We start from the raw sequence: 16,580 nt of genomic DNA, 5'->3' as shown, positions 1-16,580 counted from the left end.
CAAACAATAAGCCAACTCACCATAGTAGTCAAAAAAAAGCCCGAAGGGAATCCTTCCCCCCAGGCTTTGACCCTAATAAATATTTTTATTAATTCTCAAATTCAAAAACCAAGGCTTCTTGTTGCTTTATTCTATGTTTTACTGAATTTGATATTTTCACTTGTAATTCATCTTGATCTTTTTTGACACTTAATCTCTTACCACCATCCAATAAGGTAACCTTATTTCCTTTAACAGGCTGCTCGGAAGACCAAGTAATCAAATCAGGAATTTCTTCTCCTTCTCCGATCAACTTAATAGCATATCTTTTCCCGGTATCTACATTTTGAGTAAAATAAACATCCACATCCTGATAGAAGTCTACCGTTCTAGTTCCATAAATCGCTTTACCATTTACATCAAGCCAGTCGCCTATTCCCTTCAATCGCTTCACATCCTCATCCGGTATCAACCCCTCTGGAGTTGGGCCCACTCCTAATAATAAACTTCCACCCTTCGCAACCACTTCAACTAATGTATGTACAACCTTCGTTACCGATTTATACTTTTGGTTGGGTACATAACCCCAAGCATGGCCTAAGGTCATACAGGACTCCCAAGGATTATCAATTTTACTTTCTGGAACACTTTGTTCAGGCGTCTGATAGTTCTCATAAGCTCCATGGACAGTCCTATCTACCATGATTAAACCCGGTTGAGCCTCCCTTGCCATCTCAGCAATTTTTGGCATATTAATATCCTGGCTCCACTCTGGTATCCTTGCTCCCCAAGCCCTCACTTCATCATTCACCGTTTCCAAAGGCCTTACCCATCCACCATCTAACCAAAGAATATCTATATCGCCATATCCATGCATCAACTCACTGATCTGATTGAAGGTGAATTCCTTAAACTTATTCCACCTCCAAGGATGCTTCCTAATATCGTAATTATTATTGCGGTCTGGTGTTGCATATCGTGACCACCAGTAATACTGGGAATGCCAGTCAGGCTTAGAAAAATAAGCCCCGATCATAAAGTCTTTTTTCCTGAAAGCCTCAAACACATATTTGGCTACGTCAGATTTTGGATTGTTTTTGAAAGGCCCATCTGAGATCTTATAGTCAGTTTGTTGGGTATCAAACATATTAAAACCGTCATGATGCTTGGTTGTAAAAACCAAATATTTCATTCCGGCAGCTTCGGCTGCATCTGCCCATTGGTCAGGGTCAAAATCAACTGGATTAAATTGATCCTTCAAGCCCCAGTACCAATCCTTAAATCCATTATAAGTAAAAGTACTATCTCTATTGATCCAGTCTTCAGAACAAAGTGCCCATGATTCTATCATACCAGGAACCGCATACAATCCCCAATGAATGATCATCCCAAACTTCAAATCTTGCCATTCTTCTAGCTTCTCTACCACCAAAGGATCTTTTGGAGCCTCATACACAGAAGATTGGCGATGCAAGTTATCTTGTTGAGCCAATACTGTTTGTCCCAACAGGCAAATACCTGCAAATAGTGATGATAAAGTAATTATTCTTTTTCTGATACTCATTGGTCTCGCTAATTCAGGGCAATTATTCAAGAAAATAAATCTACAACTTTTATTTGATAATTAAAATTTTTATAAAAGATTTATTAAATACGTAAACATTTACCATAAAAAGAAAAATAGGGCTAAGAATCCAAAATCCCCTCTTGGCATTAAAAATTTGAACAATAAATTATTATATTATGAAAATGGATTGGTGATCGATCCATATTTCTCCTTTTTAAATATAAACAGAACCAAAAATACATTCTTTAAAATAAATCCATCTCAAAAACCATCAAAATTGCCTATGAGACCATACATGCTTGCTGAAGCAAACTGGAAAGATTTAAAAGATGCCATGATAGATTTGGCCATACTACCATGGGGCGCGACAGAAGCTCACAACTACCACCTACCTTACGGAACAGATATCTATGAGGCCGATGCCATTGCTGAAGAAGCAGGGAGAATCGCCTACGAAAGAGGAGCCAAAATAATGATTCTCCCCACGATTCCATATGGGGTAAATACAGGACAGGCAGACATATTCCTTGACATGAACTTCAATCCAAGTACCCAACTGGCCATTATCAATGATTTGGCAGAAGTTCTCCATAGACAAAAAGTCAGAAAACTACTCATCTTAAACAGTCATGGTGGAAATGATTTTAAAACTATCTTAAGGGAATTGGGACTCAAATATCCAGACATGTTTTTCTCAAGCTGCAATTGGTTTAAAGCCCTGGATAAATCAGAATACTTTGAGCATGAAGGAGACCATGCAGACGAAATGGAAACAAGCTTAATCATGCACTTACATCCCAATTTGGTCCGTCCACTGGATGAGGCCGGGCTAGGTGAAGAAAGAAAATCATTGGTAAAAGGAATCCGTGAAGGATGGGCTTGGTCAGAAAGAAAATGGAGCCGAGTAACCAAGGACACTGGAATCGGTAACCCAAAACTTTCCTCAAAAGAAAAAGGTGAAAAATACTTCAAAGATGTAACCGAAAAAGTATCCGAACTATTTATAGAATTGGCTGAGCTCAACCAATACGATCCATACGAATGAAAAAAGCCGGGCAAAACCCGGCTTTCTTATTATCTATTCTGACATCACCTTATTTCAAGAATAACATCTCTCTGTATTTAGCCAATGGCCAGTACTCATCATCAACAAACAATTCAAGCTTATCAGCAGAATATCTGATTTTGTCGAAGTAAGCATCTTTCACTTCTGTGCTATAACCTTTAGCTCTCTTAGCAATATCCTCCTCTTTGTTTAATGTTCTTCTAGCATCGATCATCGCTAGAACATTATCTTTCAATGAAGAAATATGCTTACTGATTTCACTGATGGTCTCCACAACAGCTTTGGCATCTAAACCAAGACCTTTAAGACCGTTAGCGTTTTCGATCAACTTGTTTTGGTACTGAATAGCAGTTGGAATGATATGGTTCAATGCCAAGTCCCCCATAACACGAGATTCAATCTGAACCTTCATGATATAGTTCTCCAATCTGATCTCATGCCTTGCATGAAGTTCAGTTTCATTCAATACACTATGTCTTTCGTAAAGATCAGCAGTTTCTTTTCTCAAAAGAACGTCCAAAGCGAATGGAGTGCTCTTCAAGTTAGAAAGACCTCTTTTCTCAGCTTCTTTCTCCCACTCTTCAGAGTAACCGTCTCCTTCGAAACGTACTTTCTTACTGTCTTTGATGTATTGCCTCAATACATTAACGATAGCGATTTTCTTCTCGTTACCTTTATCGATTTCTGCCTGAATGTCTTTGGCCATCTGACGAAGAGTATCCGCCACGATCACGTTAAGAGCAGTCATTGGACCAGCAACGTTTGAAGAAGAACCTACAGCTCTGAATTCAAACTTGTTACCAGTGAAGGCAAATGGAGATGTTCTGTTTCTATCGGTGTTGTCCAATATGATTTCAGGAATCTTGTTGATACCTAATTTCATATACATGTTATCACCTTTCTCAATCTTGATGTTACCGTTTTTCTCAAGTTCGTCCAATACTTCTGTCAAGGTAGAACCCAAGAATACAGAAATAATCGCTGGAGGAGCTTCGTTAGCACCAAGTCTAAAGTCGTTACCTGCAGAAGCAATACTTGCTCTTAACAAATCAGCGTGGTCATAAACAGACTTGATAGTAGCTATCAAGAAAGTCAAGAACTGAAGATTCTCTCTAGCAGAATTGCTTGGCTGGAACAAGTTCACACCTGAATCAGTGATCAAAGACCAGTTGTTGTGCTTACCACTACCGTTAAGTCCGGCAAACGGCTTCTCATGGAACAAGACTTTCAAGTCATGCTGATCAGCAACCTTGTCCATCATGTCCATCAATAATTGGTTATGATCAGTAGCCTTATTCATTTCTTCAAATACTGGAGCTACCTCAAACTGACCTGGAGCTACTTCATTGTGACGAGTAGAAACAGGGATACCCAATTTCCAAGCCTCAATCTCAAAGTGCTTCATGAATGCTTTCACCCTACTTGGGATAGAACCAAAGTAGTGATCATCCAATTGTTGACCCCTAGCAGGGTTGTGGCCAAATACAGTTCTACCAGACATCACCAAATCAGGTCTTGCAGCGTAAAGTGCTTTGTCAATAACAAAGTACTCTTGCTCAACACCCAAAGAAGGCGTTACCTTCTTCACATTTCTATCAAACAATTGACAAATCTGAGCAGCTGCAGAGCTCACTGCATCTACTGACTTCAATAAAGGAGTCTTATAATCAAGCGCTTCACCTGTATAAGAAACAAAAATCGTTGGGATGCAAAGGGTGTTCTCAAAGATGAACATTGGAGAACTAGGATCCCATGCAGTATAACCTCTGGCTTCAAATGTAGTTCTGATACCACCATTTGGGAAAGAAGAGGCATCTGGCTCCTGCTGAACTAAAGCTGAACCTTTAAATTTCTCAATCCCACCGTGTGCATCAAAGAAAGTATCATGCTTCTCTGCAGTAGAACCAGTCAATGGCTGGAACCAGTGAGTGTAATGAGTTACCCCTTTTGATAAAGCCCAAGCTTTAACAGCGGTAGCTACTTCTTCTGCACTTGAGGAATCTATTTTAGATCCTTTTTCAATCGCCTCGCTAACCTTTTTGTATACGGTTGGAGCTAATGATTCTTTCATTTCGGTCAAACCGAAAACCTCAGAACCATAATAATCAGAAATTTTGTGAGACGGAGCTTCAAAAGACACTTGCTCTCTTGACTGCACCATCATTAATGATTTTTGTCGTAAAGTCGCCATGTTTTAATAATGTGGTTTAAAAACAGTAGCGAAGATACGCAAAAATCTGAAATAAAAAGAAAAATCGTATTTTTTTGAGCCAATCCTTGTAAAAAACACATTATTTCACAAAAAAAAGCTTCAAATCAACACGAAACCCACTGTTTTAGCGCAAATTCCTCAGAATGAACCAGAAATTGCAATCTGAAATAATATACTTAAATTTGCATCTCATTGAAAAACACACATTAGGTTAGGTTTGAAAAAGGTAGCATTTTATACGTTGGGTTGTAAGCTGAATTATTCAGAAACCTCCACTATTAGCCGTCAATTTGAGGAAAAGGGCTATAAAAAAGTGGGATTCGAGGATAATCCTGACATATTTATCATTAATACATGCTCGGTAACAGAAAATGCCGACAAAAAATGTAAAAAGATCGTCAAGGAAGCTAAAAAAATATCTCCTAACTCCTATGTGACCATTATTGGCTGCTATGCCCAATTAAAACCTAAAGAGATTTCCGAAATCAAAGGTGTAGATGCTGTCTTAGGGGCAGCCGAGAAATTCAGGCTTATTGAGTTACTTGATGGTTTTGCCAAGGAACAAGAAACCAAGGTACTCGCTTCAGAAATCCAAGAAGCTACTGCCTTTAATAACGCTTATTCCATGCATGATCGTACAAGAACCTTCCTTAAGGTTCAAGACGGCTGCAATTATGGATGTGCCTTTTGTACAATCCCACTAGCTAGAGGAAAAAGCCGTAGTGATGCAATTGATAATATTTTAACATCTGCCAGTGAGATCGCTGAAACAGATGTTAAAGAAGTGGTATTGACTGGAGTAAACATTGGCGACTTTGGTATCCAAAATGGAAAAAGAAAAGAAAAATTCTCTGATCTGGTCATTGCTTTAGATGACATCGAAGGAATAGATCGATTCAGGATTTCATCTATTGAGCCTAACTTGCTTACCAATGAAATAATTGAATTCGTCTCTAGATCTAAGCGATTTGTACCGCATTTTCACATCCCATTACAATCAGGCAGTAATACCATATTGAGAAAAATGGGCAGGAGATATTTAAGAGAGCTTTATGTGGACAGGGTTACCAAAATCAAATCCCTTATGCCTCATTGCTGTATAGGAGTAGATGTCATCGTCGGATTCCCGGGGGAAACAGATGAATTATTCTTGGAAACCTATAATTTCCTAAATGAATTACCAGTAAGTTACCTACATGTTTTCACTTATTCAGAAAGAGCCAATACAAGAGCCACTGAAATGGAGGAAGTCGTCCCTATGAAAACAAGACATGAGCGCAGTAAAATGCTCAGAATTCTCTCTGAAAAGAAAAAGCGTAAGTTCTATGAAGAAAACCTCGGACAAACATCTGATGTCTTGTTTGAAGAGGACATAGAAGACGGCAAAATGCATGGGTTTACTGAAAATTACATTCGAGTTTCCGCCAAATACGATCCTTTGCTAATCAATGAAATTAAAAGAGTCACCCTAAACGAGATCAATGAAAAGGGCACTGTTGAGGTTTTAGAACCTGAAACAATATACGAAAAACACTAATATTAAGGAGGCACGTTGTAATAAGCGTGCTTTTTTATTGGACCATCATAGCTTAAGCAAACAAATATTTGTATTTTATTGTTAACTAAAAATAGAATTGCTTAAAATTTCTAGCTATGAAAACTATCCTCGAACCAACTGGAAGGATCACCAGAAGAAAGTATCTATTGCTTTTTATAATATTCTATTTTATAAATTTGCTTTGCTTGATGCTCATATATGAATCCATCAAACAACACAATTGGCTGACTTTTGTGATTTTTGGTATTCTCTTAATCACCACCATTGTATTATTATTGGTACAAGCAATCAAAAGATTCCATGATATTGGAATGGACTGGAAGTATGCCCTCTATCTGCTGATTCCACCACCTGTAAACCTTATAGGCTTCATCTTCCTGGCAATCAAAGAAGGTCAAAGTGGAAAAAACCAATATGGTCCCGATCCACGAAAAACGGATATTGTTTAAAACTTATTCGTAGCGCAATGCTTCAATAGGGTCTAATCTACTCGCTTTAATGGCTGGGATAACCCCAGAGATCAATCCTACCAAAACACATACAATAAAAGCCAGGATCATCCAAAGCCACGGAACTAAAAAACCTCCTGGACCAACTAAACTTGCCACTATATTCCCTATCCCCATCCCTAATAGCACTCCAAAAATCCCTCCAATAACACAAATCACCACCGCCTCTATTAAAAACTGAATCCTGATTCTTCTTGGGGTAGCCCCCAAAGCCTTTCTGATGCCAATTTCCCTAGTCCTTTCGGTAACTGAAACCAACATGATATTCATCAATCCCACAGAAGCGCCTAACAAAGTAATAAAACCTATACTAAAACCTCCTATCCTTAAATACCCAGCCACTTCCTCCAGACTTTCCCCCACATTATTGGACTTGACCACTTCAAAAGAATCTTCCTGACCTACCCTATCCTCTCTTACTTTTCTCATGATCCCTATCGCCTGCCCCATTTCAAAATCCATTTTTGCAGGATCCGCTGAAGCCGCTGTAATTGTATACCTAAAAGTACCGCTTTGATCCAATCTAGAGGCATTCTCCACAGGAATAAAAATATTTCTATCTGCACCTGAATCACCTCCCACAGCCCCCTGCTCCTCCAATAAACCTACTACCGTGTACCTATTACCAAAAAATGACACATATGCCCCTATTACCTCTTCTCCATCATCAAACAACGTTTCTGCTATTTCACTTCCAATAATACAAACATTATTACCATAGCGAATTTCTACATTACTGAAATTTCTACCTTGCGCTAAATCATTCCCTTTGATCAATAAATAATTCTCATCTATCCCTGTGATGCGTGTATTGGGATTGGTGGTAACAGAACCTCTTTTCACCTCCGAAGAACCTGAAACCATTATATAAACAGTCGACAATCCATTGCGTCCGTATTCTTCTTTAAAGTCCAAAGCTTCCCTATAACTTACTGGAGGATAACTTTTCTCTGTAATCCCATCCTTGGTAACCCGCTGACCAGATTCCCTCTTGGTCCTAACATCAAAGTTATTTGCTCCTAATCCAGAAAAGCTCTCTTCAATCTGCGCTTTCATCCCGTCTATCGCCGTAAGCATCCCTACAAGAGAAGTAATCCCAATAGCAATGATCAAACCAGTCAGAATGGTCCTTAGCCAATTTGATTTAATTGACCGCATCGCTTCTCTAATGTTTTCAAGCAATTCCATATTCAATCTTTCCTTGTTCTGGATAAAAATCAGGCTCATAATAGGAATAAAAACCTCCTAAAACCAATAAATTCCCCTAAAAATAGCCAAATGAAGCCGTCAATTAATTAATGCATCCTATCTGAGCGAACATCAATATTCCTAAGCACCTCCGCCTCATAAGCCAACCATTCCTTCCACCGCTTATTAACCAATTCGGGCTGCTGGTATTTTCGCGCCAATTCCAAAAAATTCACATAATGTCCCGCCTCTGAAATCATTAATTCATAATAAAAATGTTGAAGCTCTTCATCTGCTATATTTTTCCAAAGCAATTTAAAGCGTTCACAGCTTCTGGCCTCTATCAAGGCATTCATCAATAAATGCTCTGTCAATTGAGCAATCCTTGAACCTCCTTTGCGGACAAATTGATTCAATTTGGTTACATATTCATCTTTTCTGGGAAACCCAAATTTAAATCCTCTCTTCCTGATCTGCTCCATCACCCTTTCAAAATGGGCCCATTCCTCAGCTACTACGGGTGTCAACACCTCCACCAATTCTTCCAAATCCGGAAACCGAAGAATTAAAGAAATACATGATGAAGCCGCTTTTTGTTCACAATATGCATGATCTACCAATATATCCTCCAAATTCATCGAGGCAATATCTACCCACCTCGGATCGGTAGGCAATTGTAGATTCAACATTTTGTTTTTAGTACTTTCCTCCCAACTCATATCATCTAATCAAAGAAATACCAACTTATTCCCAAATCCAAAGAACCTTTCAAACCTGTAAAATCCGGAGTCACAAAATAGCCTGGTACATTTAATAAGTTACTATTAACATGATTATACCTGAAAAGAACTCTGGTACGGTTTATTCTTAAATTCACAAAAGCATCTACCACTGGATAAGCCTCAATAAGAAAATCATCTTGTAGATAAAACTGCTGGGTGGCTGGCATATATGCCTCCGCATAATAATCGCTTTTATAACGGCCTTCAAGTCCAAACTGGATAAACAAGTTTTCGTCAAACATTGGTCCGTCAAAGAAAAGTCTTGTTCTGATATACCATTCAGGAATCCTAAACTTATCAGCAGCATCTCCAGAAATAGAAGTATAAATCACCTCACTTTGCCATACTAATTTTTTCCAAAACCTAAAACTCGTTTCTATACCAGGCACCACCATATACGCCTCACCGTCTATCTGTTCAGCCTCTTGACTCTGGTTAAAATAAACATACTTATTCACTCTATTCAAGGTCAGGCTAGGCCGCACTGAGAGCTTGGCAAAATCTGCTTTTATTTCTCCTTTTATCTGATCTACTCCTGTATTGGAAAAATCATTGGTCCACCGATAGTGATTCCCCCGGTACATCTGCTGCATGGCAGTGGGCTTATAGGAGGCTTTGGTGTATGTGACATCCAAATAGGGGGAAATAAAATAGCCCCTTAAACGATACCCTTCAGGCACCAAATATTCTCCCTCCGCTTCAAAAGACCATTTCTCATTAATATCTCCCCTTAAAGCTCCTCCCACATAAAACTCATTGAAATTATTATCTCTTTCAAAATATGGGCTGCCCAATGAGCCACTGCGGTATTTCACATAAGCATTATAATATACGGGACCAAAATCTCCCTTGAAACCAGCCTCATTGTTAAACTCCACAAATCGATGATAATTTTGGGTAGTATCTTGATTAATAAATCTGTTTTGATTGAACTGATTAAAAAATACTGAATCACTGGTAGTTAGATCAGACACAAAGGAGACCCCTTGTTTCCTCCAATCCGTAACATGATAAATTTGCCAGCCTTTAAGGATTTCAAACTGCTGATAAAGATGATAATCTTGCCTCAAGTCCACCGCCTCACTGTTACTCAACCAAACCTTTGAATCTTCATAGGTAAAATACAGAGAGGTACTGTCTACTTCAGGAGATATAATCCCTCCTTGCTCAAAAACCTTATGGTGCATTCGGGAAAAATTAGCCAGAAGTCTGTACTTACCATTATCAGATTGATAATTGGTATGAATAGAATAACTGGTTTGTTCGGCCATATTATCATCCCTGGCATTAGGGTTCAGTGTCTTTCTCGCCCTAATAGTGTTAAAGTTGAATCCTACATTCCAAGTAGGTGTGATATTCCTGGCAAATTCCACATTCAACATATTCCGGTTTCCTCCACCATAAAAAGCTTCCAGCTTAGTGTAGGGAGATTTAGTATCGAAATATTTCAAACTATCTGGCGACTTGTAGTAAAGGTCATAAACACCAAAACCCGAAGTAGTCCCAATCTTCCCAGGAAGGTCATAATATACAGGCTTTGCTGCACTTCCCAAATTTCCCAAATCCTGATACCTGTTTCCACTTTTAAAAACAGGTTCAAAATTATGGAAATTAGTCAGCCCAGTATCCAAAGGTGTCTTCTCCATTTTATTGAAGCGAACATTCTTTTCCAGAAAATAAAGTGAAGTTTTTGGTCCATAGACCATCTTTGTAGAATCATCTATAAGCCCCCCTCTCCTTTGCTGCTGATCTTCCTGCTTTCCTTCACCAGTAGCCTCTTGCCCTCTACTGGTTTGCCCGAAGGTGGTCATGCTGCTCACAAGCATGAATAAAAATAAGACAATTAGCTGTTTACACTTCACTTTGATAGGCTTTGTTTCTAATGACTTTTGATGCCATGTCCAGCAGGGTATCCCTGTCCTTTTCTTCAAATTTCACCTGGACGGGCACCGCAAAAATCGGAATTTCTTGCAAATAAGGAAGAAATTTATTGGCATTAAGTTTTACAGCATCTTTTTCAGTGGTAAGAAGGGTCGGATTTTCATCCCTATAAGCCTCCATACGCTCTAGCATAAACCTGAGGTCTTTTTCATTATAATGGTGGTGATCACTGTATTCCAACACTTCTAGGAGCTCATATTTAGCTTCCACCCATTCCTTCAGTAATTTATTATTGGCAATACCACTGACCAAAACAACCTTCTGAACATCTGCTTTCTCATGACTACGAACATTATAAGGTTCACCATAATTAAGCCCTGCAAAAAGCACAGGGCAATGTTTTTTCACATAAGGACGGATTTTCGCTATGTATTCCTGCTTGGTCCTTTCCTCTAATTCTTTCGGAGATTTCGTCACTACCACAACATCCGCTCTTTTCGCCCCTTCACGGCTTTCCCGCAAAGTCCCCATGGGCAAAACATGATCCTCAAAAAATGGCTTTTGAAAAGTGGTCAACAGCACATTCATGTCCCCCTTTACATACCTGTGCTGAAAAGCATCATCCAAAACCACCAATTCAGTAGCTGGATTTTCTGCTATTATTTGCGGAATAGCCAAAATCCTTTGTTCTCCAACTGCTACAGTAATTTCATGACCGTACTTGGAAAAAATCTGAAAGGGCTCGTCTCCGAGCTCATCAGCAGTTGCTCCAGATCCTGCCAAAATAAAACCTTGAGTCTTTCGACCATAACCTCGGCTCAAACAAGCCAGCTCATGAGATCCTTTAAAATTCTCAACAAAAAATTCAACCATAGGCGTCTTCCCTGTTCCTCCAATAGCCAGATTTCCAACTACAATAGTAGGGATTTCAAACACTATACTCTTTTTCACCCCCGTATCAAACATCCTATTTCTCAAACGGGTAATCCCATCATATAAAAGAGAAAAAGGATACATAAAGTACTGATAGGGCTGCATTACTTAATTTTTTATAATTTTGGATCAAAAGGTAAATACAAATATATGGTTAATTTGATTAGAGATGTAGTTTCCTACCTGGAAACCATAGCCCCTCCTTCATTTCAAGAGTCATACGACAATGCGCAACTAATCACTGGCAATCCTCATGAAGAAGTAAAAGGTATACTATGTACTCTAGATGTCACTGAGGACGTAGTAGAAGAAGCTATCTCTCTAGGCTGCAATATGATTGTCGCTCATCACCCTATTATATTTAAGGGGCTAAAAAGCCTTACAGGAAAAAATTACGTAGAGAGAACTGTGCTTAAGGCCATCAAAAACGAAATTGCCATATATGCCATACACACCAACTTGGACCATATCCATACTGGAGTGAACAAAAAAATCTGTGATAAAATTGGCCTCATAAACACCCAGATCTTAGCCCCAAAAAAGGGCTTATTAATGAAGCTGACGACATTTGTTCCTATCGAAAACACCGATAGTGTATTAGAGGCGCTTTATGCAACGGGGGCAGGCGCTATAGGAGAATACAGTAAATGTAGCTTCACTACTCAAGGCAAAGGAAGTTTCCTTCCTTCAGATCAAGCCAACCCAAGCATAGGAGAAAAAGGCAAGGCGGAAAATGTAAGGGAAAATAGAATTGAACTAATTTTCCCTGGACACCTACAAAGAAAAGTGATCGCTGCCCTAAAATCATCCCACCCTTATGAAGAGGTAGCCTATTATCTTCAGGAAACAGTCAATGAATTTCAAGAAGTAGGCGCGGGCATGCTAGGGGAACTGGAAAAACCAATGAATGAAAAAGAATTTCTACTCCATCTAAAAGCATCAATGGGACTAAATGTCATCAAACATACTCACCTGAGAGACAAGCCCATAAATACGGTAGCAGTTTGTGGCGGGGCTGGAATATTTTTACTTGGTGCAGCCAAAGCTGCAAAAGCCGATATTTTCATTACATCTGACATAAAATACCATGAATTCTTTGACGCTGAAAATCAAATAGTTATATCAGACATTGGACATTACGAAAGTGAAATTCACACAAAAGAGTTATTATTGGATATATTGTCACAAAATTTTAGTAATATTGCACTCTATTTGACAAAAGTCATTACGAATCCCATAACTTACATATAGTACATGGAAAGTACAGTTGCACAGAAGCTTGAAGCCATTTATAATCTTCAAAAAATAGATTCCCGTTTAGACGCGATTTTTAAAATTCGGGGAGCCCTTCCTGAGGAAGTTCAAGATTTAGAGGACGAAATAGCTGGTTACGAGACAAGGTTAGAAAAATTCAACAATGACATCGTAGCGCTTGAGGACGAAATCAAAGGTCACAAAGAAGCTATTAAAGAGTCCGAAAAGCTGATCAAAAAGTACCAGGAACAGCAGATGAACGTCAGAAACAATCGTGAGTATGACGCCATCACCAAAGAATTGGAACTCCAAGATTTGGAAATCCAGGTTTCCAAAAAGAAGATTGGCGAAGCTGAGGCGAGAATTGATGGAAAAAATTCAGACTTACAGGATCTACAAGAAACACTTAAGGATAGGAAGAAAGACCTTGACACCAAAAAAGAGGAGCTTGACACTATAGTTGCCGAGAGTGAAGCTGAAGAATCAAAGCTAAAGGCCGAAAGAGAAAAAGCTACGAAAAAGATCGAAGAAAGAATTATCAAGTCCTATAAAAAAATCCGTGCCAATGCCAAGAACGGTTTGGCTGTAGTGGAAGTTAAAAGAGGTGCATGCGGTGGCTGCTTTAATATCGTCCCCCCTCAAAGACAGGCAGATATTAGAGAAAAGAAAAAGATTATCGTATGTGAGCATTGTGGAAGAATCCTAGCAGATGTTGCTGACGAGATCGAAGACGAAACACTTCCAAAGAAAAAAAGAGCTACAAAGGCAAAAAGCAAGAAATGATAAAAAAAGGCTGTCAAAATTGACAGCCTTTTTTTTATCTCCATTTTTTATCTTAATCCAAAACCTCACATTAACGATATTTTGAAGATTTAGATTTTTTAACATACAATTGAAGCTCAAGCACTTGATTACTCGTAATTAATTTTATATATTTCTTCATGAAGCATTTATTATTAATTACCCTATTCACCCTCATTACTTCTTCCGTGTTCTGCAAAGCATCAGAAGAAAAAACATTCGTCGTTATATTTAGCAAAAAAGAATTAAAAGAGCTTAAATCAAGCCCCGAATTCATAGAACTAAATTTCTTCGAAAAATTTGACACAAAAACTTACAATGGCAATTCTGATGCTGTATTATTTATCAAAGTCCCTGATTGTGATTTTGACAAGTGTCAATTTGGACAGACAATGGTTCAAATCAATAAATCCATGGAAAAGCCTTTACAGGAAATAGCCTTCCGAATTATCGATTTGAGCGAATCCAAGGAAAGTTATCAAGACCTATTATCTAGCTTTTATGCTTCATTAGATAAAAAACAGGTAAAAGCGATCAAATCAGTCCTTTAAGCTTTAAGTGCTTGACATTATTATATCTGTCCATCATAAAACGGCCATTTTCAAAATATGTCAATTCATAGCATCCTAAATTATGATGTTCAAAAACATCCATAAACCTCAGATCATAATCCAGCATCAAGCTCAGCATTACCCTCATGGCACGCCCGTGCATACAAATTAGTATCGTATTCCCTCCCTGCTCCAACACATAATTTAGTCCCTTTTCTAGGCGCTTATACACTTGATTTGGAGATTCACCTCCTTCAATACTATAATCCAAGTTCCCCTCAGACCATTTCTGAAGCATGCTTTGGTAGTAACTATGCTCCTCCTTACTCATCGGAACACCCTCATATTTCCCCCAACTGATTTCATTAAAATCCACTACTGATTCATAGGGTGTCCCATTATCTAAAAATCCGGCGATTGACTGACGTGTCCTTTGAAGACCTGTAAAATAAATCTTATCAAATTTAATATGCTTGTGGGCATCATAAAAAGCTTCTGCTTGCTGCCGCCCCATTTCATTGATGGGAGCATCTATCCCGCTGCCTTGTACCACACCTTTTAAATTATAATCCGTCTGTCCATGACGAACGAGGTAGATTTTTTTAGTACTCAAGATTCCGTATTTTTGTTTACAATTTTCAAAGAAAACGTTTTTATTCCAAAATACATGATATTTAATCAAAACCTCGATGTCGATTTTTTGAATAAACTAGGTCAGGACAGCATGTCCGGCTATCTGGGTATTCAATTTACAAAAATCGGAGATGATTTTATCGAGGCGAGCATGCCAGTAGACCACAGAACAAAACAACCCTTTGGATTGTTACATGGAGGAGCTAGTGTGGTCCTGGCAGAAACACTTGGAAGTGTGGCTGCCACCTGTTGCATTGACACGGATAAAAAATATTGTGTTGGATTGGAAATAAACGCTAATCACCTCAAATCTGTTAAAGATGGAAAAGTAATAGGAATTGCCCGACCAATTCATATTGGTCAAAAAACGCATGTTTGGGAAATTAAAATCTACGCTGAATCCAATACTTTAATTTGTATAAGCAGGATCACCATAGCTGTCCTGGATAAAAAATAATAATGGATATATCAACCGCCCAACCAAAGACCATTTGTCTAGAGGAATTTATCTCTTGGAAGCTCTATGACGCACTAAAAGGTGGTCATCAAATTGCTATTTGGAAATCTCCAAAGAGTACGACGGTACAAGTCATTGTTGACAAAACCGAGAAAATAAAAAAAGTCGACTTGGACTTGGACCAACTCCCTGCAGGTTTTATAGCCCATACTTTTTCTCAGGATGCAGACCATAAAGCTTATTTTCTTAAAGCCACAGACTATATCAAACTTGATTTAGATATGCCTATATCTCCTGAGGAGCTTGATGAGGACTTCCTTTCCAAACAAACAAAACATACAGAAATAAAAGATTTCATCAAAAACTTCTGGCAACAAAACCATGTACCAAAAACACTATCTGACACGGCTTCTTCAACCAAAGAAGACTTCATCAATTTTGTTTCAGCAGGGATATCTGCCATAAATTCCGGGGAAATGGCTAAAGTAGTCCCCTCAAGGGTCAAAAAAATCAAACCTAAGTCTAACTTTGATTTGATAAAAACCTTTTTAGGCTTATGCAAGGCTTACCCCAATACCTTTGTCAACTTTTTCCATATTCCTAACATAGGTACCTGGCTAGGAGCAACTCCGGAAATTTTGATCAAAACTGAGGGAAAATATTTCTACACCATGGCATTGGCAGGCACGCAAAGAGCCCAAGGCGACAACCCTATAAAAAATGCCGCTTGGACACAAAAGGAAATCGAGGAACAAGCCCTGGTCAGCAGGTATATTGTCAGTAACTTCAAAAAAATCAGACTGAGAGAATATGAAGAAAACGGACCAAAAACAGTTTTGGCAGGCAATTTACTTCACCTAAGATCTGATTTCAGAGTAGATATGGAAGCCACCAACTTCCCCCAACTCGGGGCAGTCATGCTCAAACTTCTTCATCCTACCTCTGCTGTATGTGGTACCCCCAAGGACAAAGCCATGGAATTCATTCTAAAACATGAAAAATTTGACAGATCTTTCTTTTCTGGATTCATCGGGCCAGTAAATATTGAAAACCAAACCTCCATTTATGTCAATCTACGGACGGCACAAATTTTAAATGGGGAAGTCATTCTATATGCCGGCGCAGGAGTAACCGAAGACTCTAACCCGGAAAAAGAATGGGAGGAAACCTCTCTTAAATGTGAAATCATTGGTAAATTCATTCAATAAG

Annotated in this window: 15 protein-coding genes; 8 read left to right on the top strand and 7 right to left on the bottom strand. The window is 38.7% G+C overall.

Translation table 11 applies throughout. From position 1 onward, the window contains the following. Window positions 1-88 precede the first annotated feature (88 nt). Window positions 89-1,543 (bottom strand): alpha-L-fucosidase, encoded by a 1,455-nt coding sequence (locus KZP23_RS11865; RefSeq protein WP_317198064.1) that lies wholly within the window; start codon window positions 1,541-1,543, stop codon window positions 89-91. Between the two features lie 286 nt (window positions 1,544-1,829). On the opposite strand from KZP23_RS11865, the gene KZP23_RS11860 reads away from it, so the two are divergent. After that, a complete protein-coding gene (locus KZP23_RS11860; protein WP_226336445.1) occupies window positions 1,830-2,591 on the top strand; it encodes a creatininase family protein in 762 nt (253 codons plus the stop codon). A gap of 49 nt (window positions 2,592-2,640) precedes the next feature. Here the strand turns inward: KZP23_RS11860 and KZP23_RS11855 are convergent, their stop codons facing one another. Further along, a complete protein-coding gene (locus KZP23_RS11855) occupies window positions 2,641-4,803 on the bottom strand; it encodes a glutamine synthetase III family protein (protein WP_226336444.1) in 2,163 nt (720 codons plus the stop codon). Between the two features lie 238 nt (window positions 4,804-5,041). Here KZP23_RS11855 and mtaB point away from each other — a divergent pair, with 238 nt between their 5' ends. Both mtaB and KZP23_RS11845 read left to right on the top strand, forming a co-directional pair. Further along, window positions 5,042-6,361 carry a tRNA (N(6)-L-threonylcarbamoyladenosine(37)-C(2))-methylthiotransferase MtaB gene (mtaB, locus tag KZP23_RS11850; RefSeq protein ID WP_226336443.1) on the top strand — a complete coding sequence of 440 codons (1,320 nt, stop codon included), beginning with the start codon at window positions 5,042-5,044 and terminating at the stop codon, window positions 6,359-6,361. 116 nt (window positions 6,362-6,477) lie between these two features. Beyond that, window positions 6,478-6,831 (top strand): DUF805 domain-containing protein, encoded by a 354-nt coding sequence (locus KZP23_RS11845; RefSeq protein WP_226336442.1) that lies wholly within the window; start codon window positions 6,478-6,480, stop codon window positions 6,829-6,831. 3 nt (window positions 6,832-6,834) lie between these two features. Here the strand turns inward: KZP23_RS11845 and KZP23_RS11840 are convergent, their stop codons facing one another. The 4 genes from KZP23_RS11840 to lpxK all read right to left on the bottom strand — a co-directional run bounded on the left by KZP23_RS11840 (window position 6,835) and on the right by lpxK (window position 11,780). Beyond that, the gene (locus KZP23_RS11840) at window positions 6,835-8,079 is read right to left on the bottom strand and encodes an ABC transporter permease (protein WP_226336521.1); all 1,245 of its coding nucleotides are present in this window, start codon (window positions 8,077-8,079) and stop codon (window positions 6,835-6,837) included. Window positions 8,080-8,186: 107 nt separating this feature from the next. Continuing rightward, entirely contained in the window at window positions 8,187-8,798 is a 612-nt protein-coding gene (miaE, locus tag KZP23_RS11835) for a tRNA-(ms[2]io[6]A)-hydroxylase (RefSeq protein ID WP_226336441.1), read from the bottom strand. Between the two features lie 5 nt (window positions 8,799-8,803). Next, the gene (locus KZP23_RS11830) at window positions 8,804-10,687 is read right to left on the bottom strand and encodes a putative porin (protein ID WP_226336440.1); all 1,884 of its coding nucleotides are present in this window, start codon (window positions 10,685-10,687) and stop codon (window positions 8,804-8,806) included. Window positions 10,688-10,712: 25 nt separating this feature from the next. Further along, window positions 10,713-11,780, bottom strand: a complete 1,068-nt coding sequence (lpxK, locus tag KZP23_RS11825; RefSeq protein WP_226336439.1) for a tetraacyldisaccharide 4'-kinase — start codon at window positions 11,778-11,780, stop codon at window positions 10,713-10,715. 45 nt (window positions 11,781-11,825) lie between these two features. On the opposite strand from lpxK, the gene KZP23_RS11820 reads away from it, so the two are divergent. From KZP23_RS11820 to KZP23_RS11810, 3 genes are all read left to right on the top strand, one after another. Then, window positions 11,826-12,926 carry a Nif3-like dinuclear metal center hexameric protein gene (locus tag KZP23_RS11820; protein ID WP_226336438.1) on the top strand — a complete coding sequence of 367 codons (1,101 nt, stop codon included), beginning with the start codon at window positions 11,826-11,828 and terminating at the stop codon, window positions 12,924-12,926. A gap of 3 nt (window positions 12,927-12,929) precedes the next feature. Beyond that, entirely contained in the window at window positions 12,930-13,712 is a 783-nt protein-coding gene (locus KZP23_RS11815; RefSeq protein ID WP_226336437.1) for a zinc ribbon domain-containing protein, read from the top strand. 158 nt (window positions 13,713-13,870) lie between these two features. Then, window positions 13,871-14,281: a hypothetical protein gene (locus KZP23_RS11810; protein WP_226336436.1), complete on the top strand. Its 411-nt coding sequence runs from the start codon at window positions 13,871-13,873 to the stop codon at window positions 14,279-14,281. On the opposite strand, the gene KZP23_RS11805 is transcribed toward KZP23_RS11810, so the two are convergent. Continuing rightward, window positions 14,265-14,894, bottom strand: a complete 630-nt coding sequence (locus KZP23_RS11805; RefSeq protein ID WP_226336435.1) for a histidine phosphatase family protein — start codon at window positions 14,892-14,894, stop codon at window positions 14,265-14,267. The genes KZP23_RS11810 and KZP23_RS11805 overlap by 17 nt on opposite strands. 54 nt (window positions 14,895-14,948) lie before the next feature. Here KZP23_RS11805 and KZP23_RS11800 point away from each other — a divergent pair, with 54 nt between their 5' ends. Next, window positions 14,949-15,371 (top strand): hotdog fold thioesterase, encoded by a 423-nt coding sequence (locus tag KZP23_RS11800; protein ID WP_226336434.1) that lies wholly within the window; start codon window positions 14,949-14,951, stop codon window positions 15,369-15,371. Window positions 15,372-15,373: 2 nt separating this feature from the next. After that, window positions 15,374-16,579, top strand: coding sequence for a chorismate-binding protein (locus KZP23_RS11795; protein WP_226336433.1), 1,206 nt, complete (start codon window positions 15,374-15,376; stop codon window positions 16,577-16,579). Window position 16,580 lies beyond the last annotated feature (1 nt).

It is taken from the genome of Echinicola marina, from assembly GCF_020463795.1.
In the GTDB taxonomy this organism is placed as follows: Bacteria; Bacteroidota; Bacteroidia; order Cytophagales; family Cyclobacteriaceae; genus Echinicola; species Echinicola marina.
This window is presented reverse-complemented; position numbering and strand designations above follow the sequence as displayed.

Excerpts from the sequence above, each read along its gene's own strand:
- KZP23_RS11820 (WP_226336438.1), top strand. The coding sequence starts at position 11,826 with ATGGTTAATTTGATTAGAGATGTAGTTTCCTACCTGGAAACCATAGCC.
- KZP23_RS11800 (WP_226336434.1), top strand. The coding sequence starts at position 14,949 with ATGATATTTAATCAAAACCTCGATGTCGATTTTTTGAATAAACTAGGT.
- KZP23_RS11855 (WP_226336444.1), bottom strand. The coding sequence starts at position 4,803 with ATGGCGACTTTACGACAAAAATCATTAATGATGGTGCAGTCAAGAGAG.
- KZP23_RS11840 (WP_226336521.1), bottom strand. The coding sequence starts at position 8,079 with ATGGAATTGCTTGAAAACATTAGAGAAGCGATGCGGTCAATTAAATCA.
- KZP23_RS11810 (WP_226336436.1), top strand. The coding sequence starts at position 13,871 with ATGAAGCATTTATTATTAATTACCCTATTCACCCTCATTACTTCTTCC.
- lpxK (WP_226336439.1), bottom strand. The coding sequence starts at position 11,780 with ATGCAGCCCTATCAGTACTTTATGTATCCTTTTTCTCTTTTATATGAT.
- KZP23_RS11860 (WP_226336445.1), top strand. The coding sequence starts at position 1,830 with ATGAGACCATACATGCTTGCTGAAGCAAACTGGAAAGATTTAAAAGAT.
- KZP23_RS11845 (WP_226336442.1), top strand. The coding sequence starts at position 6,478 with ATGAAAACTATCCTCGAACCAACTGGAAGGATCACCAGAAGAAAGTAT.
- KZP23_RS11795 (WP_226336433.1), top strand. The coding sequence starts at position 15,374 with ATGGATATATCAACCGCCCAACCAAAGACCATTTGTCTAGAGGAATTT.
- KZP23_RS11830 (WP_226336440.1), bottom strand. The coding sequence starts at position 10,687 with ATGCTTGTGAGCAGCATGACCACCTTCGGGCAAACCAGTAGAGGGCAA.
- KZP23_RS11815 (WP_226336437.1), top strand. The coding sequence starts at position 12,930 with ATGGAAAGTACAGTTGCACAGAAGCTTGAAGCCATTTATAATCTTCAA.
- miaE (WP_226336441.1), bottom strand. The coding sequence starts at position 8,798 with ATGAGTTGGGAGGAAAGTACTAAAAACAAAATGTTGAATCTACAATTG.
- KZP23_RS11865 (WP_317198064.1), bottom strand. The coding sequence starts at position 1,543 with ATGAGTATCAGAAAAAGAATAATTACTTTATCATCACTATTTGCAGGT.